Annotated in this window: 8 protein-coding genes and 1 riboswitch; of the genes, 7 read left to right on the top strand and 1 reads right to left on the bottom strand. The window is 66.1% G+C overall.

Annotation, left to right across the window (positions count from 1 at the left end; translation table 11 throughout):
• The 6 genes from ACVWY0_RS08885 to ACVWY0_RS08860 all read left to right on the top strand — a co-directional run.
• Positions 1-543 (top strand): HAD-IC family P-type ATPase (locus ACVWY0_RS08885; protein WP_485836368.1); only part of this gene is annotated, 543 nt, incomplete at its 5' end.
• Positions 544-640: 97 nt separating this feature from the next.
• Positions 641-1117: a hypothetical protein gene (locus ACVWY0_RS08880; RefSeq protein ID WP_485836367.1), complete on the top strand. Its 477-nt coding sequence runs from the start codon at positions 641-643 to the stop codon at positions 1115-1117.
• Positions 1118-1277: 160 nt separating this feature from the next.
• Entirely contained in the window at positions 1278-1898 is a 621-nt protein-coding gene (locus ACVWY0_RS08875; protein ID WP_485836366.1) for a DUF305 domain-containing protein, read from the top strand.
• 80 nt (positions 1899-1978) lie between these two features.
• On the top strand, positions 1979-2872 hold the full coding sequence (locus ACVWY0_RS08870) for a F510_1955 family glycosylhydrolase (RefSeq protein WP_485836365.1): 894 nt from the start codon (positions 1979-1981) through the stop codon (positions 2870-2872).
• 23 nt (positions 2873-2895) lie between these two features.
• Positions 2896-4401 (top strand): multicopper oxidase family protein, encoded by a 1506-nt coding sequence (locus ACVWY0_RS08865; protein ID WP_485836364.1) that lies wholly within the window; start codon positions 2896-2898, stop codon positions 4399-4401.
• Positions 4402-4466: 65 nt separating this feature from the next.
• On the top strand, positions 4467-5102 hold the full coding sequence (locus ACVWY0_RS08860) for a thioredoxin-like domain-containing protein (RefSeq protein ID WP_485836363.1): 636 nt from the start codon (positions 4467-4469) through the stop codon (positions 5100-5102).
• A gap of 20 nt (positions 5103-5122) precedes the next feature.
• On the opposite strand, the gene ACVWY0_RS08855 is transcribed toward ACVWY0_RS08860, so the two are convergent.
• A complete protein-coding gene (locus ACVWY0_RS08855; protein ID WP_485836362.1) occupies positions 5123-5902 on the bottom strand; it encodes a M23 family metallopeptidase in 780 nt (259 codons plus the stop codon).
• Between the two features lie 5 nt (positions 5903-5907).
• Positions 5908-6075: riboswitch (cyclic di-AMP (ydaO/yuaA leader) on the bottom strand.
• 303 nt (positions 6076-6378) lie between these two features.
• Between ACVWY0_RS08855 and ACVWY0_RS08850 the strand changes: the two genes are divergently transcribed.
• Entirely contained in the window at positions 6379-6792 is a 414-nt protein-coding gene (locus ACVWY0_RS08850) for a four-helix bundle copper-binding protein (RefSeq protein ID WP_485836361.1), read from the top strand.
• The last annotated feature ends 12 nt before the right edge of the window (positions 6793-6804 follow it).

Here is a 6804-nt window from a genome sequence, read left to right as displayed (position 1 = left end):
GCCGTGGCTGCCCTTCAGAACCGGGGCATTAAGGTTGCCATGATCACCGGCGACGCCCGCCAGGTGGCCCAGGCCGTGGCCGAAGAGCTGCACATTGACGAGGTCTTCGCCGAAGTGCTCCCGGCGGACAAGGACAAAAAGGTCGCCGAACTCCAAGCGCGCGGGCTGAAAGTGGCCATGGTGGGCGACGGTGTCAACGACTCCCCGGCACTGGCCAGGGCCGAGGTCGGCATCGCGATCGGAGCCGGAACGGACGTAGCCATGGAATCCGCCGGGGTGGTGCTGGCCGGCAATGACCCCCGCGCGGTGCTGTCCATGGTGGACCTGTCGCGGGCCAGCTACGCGAAGATGTGGCAGAACCTGATCTGGGCCACCGGCTACAACATCCTCTCCGTCCCGCTGGCCGCCGGTGTGCTGGCCTTCGCGGGGGTCGTATTGTCCCCCGCGGCCGGCGCCGTACTGATGTCCGTGTCCACCATCGTGGTGGCGTTGAACGCCCAGCTGCTGCGCCGCGTGAAACTCAATCCCGCCCAGGTGCGTTGAACCAGAGAACCACCCGACAAAGGCCAAGTCGTTAGGCCTAACCACAAGCCGTTAGGCTTGAACCAGCAGGCCCGCCCACACGAGTAGGAGGAGCGCCGTGGCAGCAACAGCATCCAACCCCTTCAGGGCGCTCCTGCTGCGTGCAGGGCTGCTGACCGGGCTGCTGGCTGTCATCGCCGGGATTTTCGGGATGCACATCATGTCAGGCGCCCACACCATGCCCGCGGCAGCCTCTGCCGGCACGGACATGCCCCTGACCCAGATCCAGGGCTCCCATGCCGACCGTGGGGACCATGGGGACCACGCGGCAGCCCAATCCCCCACTACCGATGCTCCGGCGGCAGCGGCGTCCGGGACGGCGTCCGCATGCGCGGCCGACGGCAACTGCCCGGCCATGTCCGCGATGGATGTGGTCTGTGTCCTGTCCCCTGCCAGCCCCTCCCTGTCGGCGCCGCTGCCGGGCACCACGCCCTTCCCGGCTCTTGACGTCACCGGCGGCGCCCTGGTCACCACCAGCTATTCCTATCTGCCGGGCAGTCCTTCCCCCGACGATCTTTGCATCAGCCGGACGTAAACTGCTCTGCGCCGTGTCCTGCCCGGCGCACCCTGCGTACCCGGCGCACCCTGCGCAGCAACCCGGCGAACGCCGGGGCCGCCAACCGGCCCACACTCCCCTTGCACACATCCGCAACGGCGCCAGACGCCGGCTGATCCTTCGAAGGACCCTGATTTTAATGAAAAAGACCCTGACCATTTCCGCCGTTTCCATCGCCGCAGCGATTGCCCTGGCCGGCTGCTCCACCGGTACCGCCGGTTCCGACGGAAGCAGCACGCCGGGCATGAACCACGGTAGCTCCGGAATGTCCTCCAGCTCGGCACCGGCGGCTGCCGACGTCAATGAAGCCGACACGACGTTCGCCCAGATGATGATCCCGCACCACGCCCAGGCCGTGGAAATGTCGGACCTGATGCTGAAGAAGGAAGGCATCCCGGCGGCCGTGACGGACCTGGCCACCAGAATCAAAGCTGCCCAAGGGCCCGAAATCGAGAAAATGACCGGCTGGCTCAAGAGCTGGAACCAGCCCACCGAAATGCCCTCCGGCATGGCCGGCGGGCACAGCATGTCCGGCATGATGGGCGAGGAGGACATGACCGCCCTCGATGCAGCCCAGGGCACTGAGGCGGCCAAGCTGTTCCTGACCCAGATGATTGCCCACCACGAAGGCGCCGTCATGATGGCCAAGACCGAAAGCGCCGACGGCAAGAACCCCGAAGCGGTCCAGCTGGCCAAAGACATCGTGACCGCCCAGGAAACCGAAATCCAGGAAATGAAGGGCCTGCTGGCCACCCTGTAGCAGCAGCCCCGAGGCACCGGCCCGGCCACGGGCCGGTGCCTCATCACCCACACTTTCCGTTCCGCCACTTGGAGTTTCCCATGCCCGCTGGTTCTTTCAACCGTTACCGTCCCGCTGCGGCCGCCGCCGCGACCGCACTTCTGCTCACCATCGCCGCCTGCACGCCCGCTTCGTCTCCCACGACGGATGCCGGTTCCACCGGCGCGTCCTCATCAGGGGCAGGATCGCCCCTGCCCAGCAGCCACATCCACGGCCTCACCGTGAACCGCGAAACGGACCAGGTTCTCCTGGCCACCCACGATGGTCTGTACGACGTCACCGCACAGCCCGCCGCCAAAATCGGCGGCACCAACGACCTGATGGGCTTCACTGCGGGCCCTGACCAGGGCGTGTTTTACGCCTCGGGCCATCCCGGGCCAGGCTCAGACCTGCCTAACCCTGTGGGCCTGATCAAATCCACCGACGGCGGCGCGACCTGGGAGCAGCTCTCCCGCCAGGGTGAATCGGACTTCCACGCACTCACGTCGGCCAAGTCCGGCATCGTTGCCTTCGACGGGTCCCTGCGCACGAGCCCGGACGGGAAGACCTGGTCAGCTGTCGCCGCCCGGTTCATCCCGGCGGCCCTCGCCGCGGACCCGTTTAGTGACACGGTCCTTGCGACCACCCGCGACGGGGTGCAGCGCTCCACCGACGGCGGCAAGACCTGGGCGCTGGCGCCGGCCGCCCCGGTGATCCAGTTCGTGACCTTCGCCAGCCCCACCGAAGCCATCGGCGTGGAACCGGACGGTTCCGTCCATTATTCGGCCGACGGCGGGGCCACCTGGTCCCGGACGGGACGGATCGAAGGGGAGGTGCAGGCGATAGCGGCGGTGGAGGGTTCGGGCGCGAACCCCTGGGTCTGGGCCGCCACCTCCACCGGGCTGGTCGTATCGACGGACGGCGGGGCCACCTTCCGGCCCTCGGACGCCGGCTGACCCGACTGCCTCAAGGATCTGAGATGAACCCGCCAACTATCCAGATGGACCGGCGACGCTTTCTGGGCCTTTCGGCCGCCGGTGCCGCCGCCGCCTTGGCCGCGTGCTCAGGGCCGGGCAGGGTCCCTCCACCAAACCGGGTGATGCCGGACGACCCGGTGGTGGCCGCGTACGAAGCGCAGCGACTGCATACCGGAACAACACTGAACCAGACGCTGGAAACGGGGGCGTTTGAAAGCAATGTGGCCGGGAAACCGGTCACCACTTGGGGGTACAACGGCAGCCTGGCCGCGCCCGAGATCCGCGCGCGGGTTGGGGACCGGCTGAACGTGGCGCTGACCAACAAACTCAACGAGCAGACCAGCATCCACTGGCATGGCCTCGCGCTGCGGAACGACCAGGACGGCGTCCAGCACATCACCCAGGAGCCGGTGGCCTCAGGGGCCGGGTTCAGCTATGACTTCCGACTCCCCCATCCGGGTACCTACTGGTACCACTCGCACATGGACATGCAGCGTGAACGCGCCCTGTACGGAGCGCTGATCGTTGAGGACCCCGCAGAGCCGCTCACCTATGACAAGGACTGGGTCATCGTCCTCGATGACTGGATGGACGGCATCACCGGAACCCCGGACGACGTCGTCAACGAACTTTCCGGGGGTATGTCCGGAGGATCGATGAGCAGGGGTATGAAGCACATGCTCATGGGCTCCCGCAGCGACTTCCTCGGCGGAGACGCAGGCGACGTGAGCTATCCATACCACCTCTTGAACTCCAAAGCACCGGACCAGGCCCAGATCCTGCCGGCCACGGCGGGTCAGGTCATCAGGCTGCGGATCATCAACGCCGCCGGGGACACCGCCTACCGCGTCGGTGTTCCCGGTCAGAAGATCACCGTCACCCACACCGACGGGTTCCCCGTCCTACACCAGGACGCCGACGCGGTGGTTCTCGGCATGGGCGAACGCATCGATGCCCTGCTGACAGTTGCCGAAGGGTTCACGCCCCTGTTGGCCCTCCCTGAAGGGAAAACCGGGCAGGCCCTCGGCTTCGTCAGCACCGGCACCGGCAAGCAGCCGCTCCCGGCGGTGCTGCCGAACAGGCTGGAAGGGACGGTCCTGGACGGCGCCCAGCTCCAAGCCGACCCCAAGGCTAACCTCCAGGACCGCACGCCGGACCGAATCCACGAGCTCAGACTCACAGGCGGAATGGAAAACTACGACTGGGGTATCAACGGCCGCCGCTTCGAGATGATCAACCCTTTCGAGCAGGCGTTCGACATCAAGGAGGGCGAACGCATCGAAGTGAAATTCATTAATGACACGGACATGTGGCACCCGATGCACCTGCACGGTCACACCTTCCAGGTCGGTCCCGGCGGCGCACGCAAAGACACGGTCATTGTCCGCCCAAACGAGACCGTGACCGTGATCTTCGATGCCGACAACCCGGGCCAGTGGCTGGTTCACTGCCACAACGCCTACCACGCCGAACGCGGCATGATGGCGCTCTTCTCCTACATTAAGTGACCCGCATCCGTGAGACCCCGCCCGCATCTCTCCGGGAGCACACTCCACAGCAAAGGAATGTCCGCATGAGCAGTACCAAGAAGCGACGCACAGAACACCAGGCCATCGTTGCGGCCGTCCAGGCAAAGCAGCGGACCAAACAGCGCCGGTTCAATATCCTCCTTTATGGCAGCTTCGGCCTGGTGTCGGCCGCCATCATCACCGCCGTCGCCGTCGCCGTCACCGGTTCCATCCAGGAACGCAACGCCGCCGCCGAAGCCGCCAGGAAACCCATCGACGGGATCCAGACGTTTGCTGACCTGTCCCGGAACCACGTTCAGAACGCTGTTGACTACCCGCAGCAGCCCGGCGTCGGAGGAGACCACGCAGCCGCCTGGGCCAATTGCGGCATTTACACCGAGCCGGTCAGCGAACAACGGGCCGTCCATTCCTTGGAACACGGGGCCGTCTGGCTCACGTACAGCCCGGACCTGCCGCCGGACGACCTCGGGAAGCTGACCGACCTTGCCAAGGACAGACCCTACGTCCTGCTCAGTCCGGACAGTGACCAGTCCGCGCCGGTCACTGCCACCGCCTGGGGTGCCCAACTCTCGCTGCAGGACGCCAGTGACACACGGGTCGCATCATTCATCAGCGCATATGCGCAGTCCCCTGATGCCCCGGAGCCGGGTGCAGCCTGCTCCGGAGGCATTGACGGCTGAGCTGCGGGCGGCCGGGCGGCTCAGAGGAACGTGGACGGGTTAACGGTCTGGCCGTTGACCATGACCTCGAAATGCAGGTGGCAGCCGGTCGAATTTCCGGTCGTGCCCACTCCTGCGATCTGCTGGCCCTTGGCCAGGACCTGCCCGACGGAAACGCCGATGTTGGCCAGGTGGTTGTAGGTGGTCTTCAGGCCGTTGCCGTGATCCACAACGATCCGGTTACCGCCGCCATACTGGCTCCACCCGGCCTCGGTGACGGTACCGGCGCCCGCGGCGAAAACCGCCGTGGTGCAGGCTCCAGTCAGATCTATTCCAGTGTGCATTTCACCGGCCGCCCCGGTGAGCGGACTGACCCTGTACCCAAACGTGGAGCTGACGTTCATCGAGGCAAGCGGGGCCCGCAGACCCGTAGCAGCGGGGGCGGGGGCTTCGGCGGCCGGGATCGCGGGCGCCTGGACGGTTCCGGCCGGCTGGGCTGCGGGTGCCGCTGGAGGTGCCGGCTGGGAGGTGACCTCCGGACTGTCAAAGGCCAGTCCCGCGGTGGCCGCTGCCGCGACTGCGGGTTCGGCGGCCACAGCTGCAGTGGCGGCAGGCCGGTCCTGGGCTGCACCCAGGGCGCCGGGATCAGCCTGCGCCGCGGACAGCACGGTCAGGGCAATCATTCCGGTAACGGCTGCCGCCACGCTGAACTGCTGGCCGCGGAGCCGGAGGCTTGGTTCATGGCAGGCAGCACGCAGCCGGGCTGAAGACGATGATGCAGGAAGGGCACGGCGACGGCCGTGCTTGAGGCGGGCAGACAAAATAGTGGTCCTCTCGGCGCCGGCGAAGTTAGCTGTCGGATTCGGACGAGTGGACTGTCCGGCTGCCCTGCGGACGCCCTTAGGGCAGTCGCAGGGTCGGCTTCACCCCAAGGTGCTCCATGGCACCGTCTGTGGGTCCTCCGCCCCCGCCTTGAGAAAGAAGTTCATGGACCGCCGGCGGGGTTTGGCGAAGCGGTCACACCCATACCCACTGAGGGCATGTACGTCCTCAAGTCTAGAGAACGACACGCATAAGTTACAAATTCGTTATGAAACCTTGAGGTCCTTGCTCCGGAAACAGGTATAAGCACGGGGTAGCTGGCCCGTCCGGGGTCGCGTTACGCTGTGGGAAGACCGGGCTGCCCACCAAAAAGGGAGTCGAGAAACGAACTGCCACAGGGCCCCTGCAGCAGCACACGCGAGCCGGTCCGCTGCATGATGTTCCCGCCGCTCAAAACCTTGGAAGAGAGAGAACAATGACTCACGCCAGCGCCCACAAAATGCTCGACGCTTACCCGAAGGATCTGGGCAGCATCGACCAGCACAAGCTCGCCGAATGTATCGCCGCCTGCTTTGAATGTGCGCAGGCGTGTACCGCCTGCGCTGACGCGTGCCTGAGCGAGGACATGGTGGCGGAGCTGACCAAATGCATACGCACGAACCTTGACTGTGCGGACATCTGCGCCGCCACCGGCAACATCGTGTCCCGCCACACGGGCTACGACGCCAACGTCACCCGGGCCGCATTGCAGGCCTGCGCCATCACGTGCAAGGCCTGCGCCGACGAATGCGAACAGCATGCCGGCATGCACGGCCACTGCCGGGTCTGCGCAGCGGCTTGCCGCCGCTGCGAAGCCGCCTGCAACGAACTCCTCGCCTCGCTCGGGTGAGTATGTACATCG

Source organism: Arthrobacter sp. UYNi723, assembly GCF_054057635.1.
This window is presented reverse-complemented; position numbering and strand designations above follow the sequence as displayed.